Raw genomic sequence first — 252 nt, 5'->3', positions numbered from 1 at the left:
CGCTCCCTGAGCAATGCGATACCTGGTACAAGGCCTTCCACAAGGCCAAGGAAATGTGCGGGGGTGTCAGCGGCACTCGACGCATCATTTCACGTAAAGAAACCGAGTACCTCAACGCACTCGTGCGCGGTGCCTATGCACGTCGGGACCTGTCGCCGGGCTACGTGCTGAACCGGGACGAGTTCGAAAAGGACTTCTACCTTGCAATCCCGCTGCACAAAGGGCAGCTGTCCTGCCGTGAAGTCATGAACG

1 protein-coding gene is annotated in these 252 nt (G+C 58.3%); it reads left to right on the top strand.

Annotated elements, in window-relative coordinates:
- Positions 1–252 (top strand): hypothetical protein (locus SB719_RS21505; protein ID WP_412159938.1); only part of this gene is annotated, 252 nt, incomplete at both ends.

The sequence above is a fragment of the Pantoea sp. SIMBA_079 genome (assembly GCF_046940275.1).
Taxonomy (GTDB): Bacteria; Pseudomonadota; Gammaproteobacteria; order Enterobacterales; family Enterobacteriaceae; genus Pantoea; species Pantoea borealis.
The sequence above is the reverse complement of the archived record's forward strand: the minus strand, read 5'-3'. Positions and strand labels throughout refer to the sequence as shown.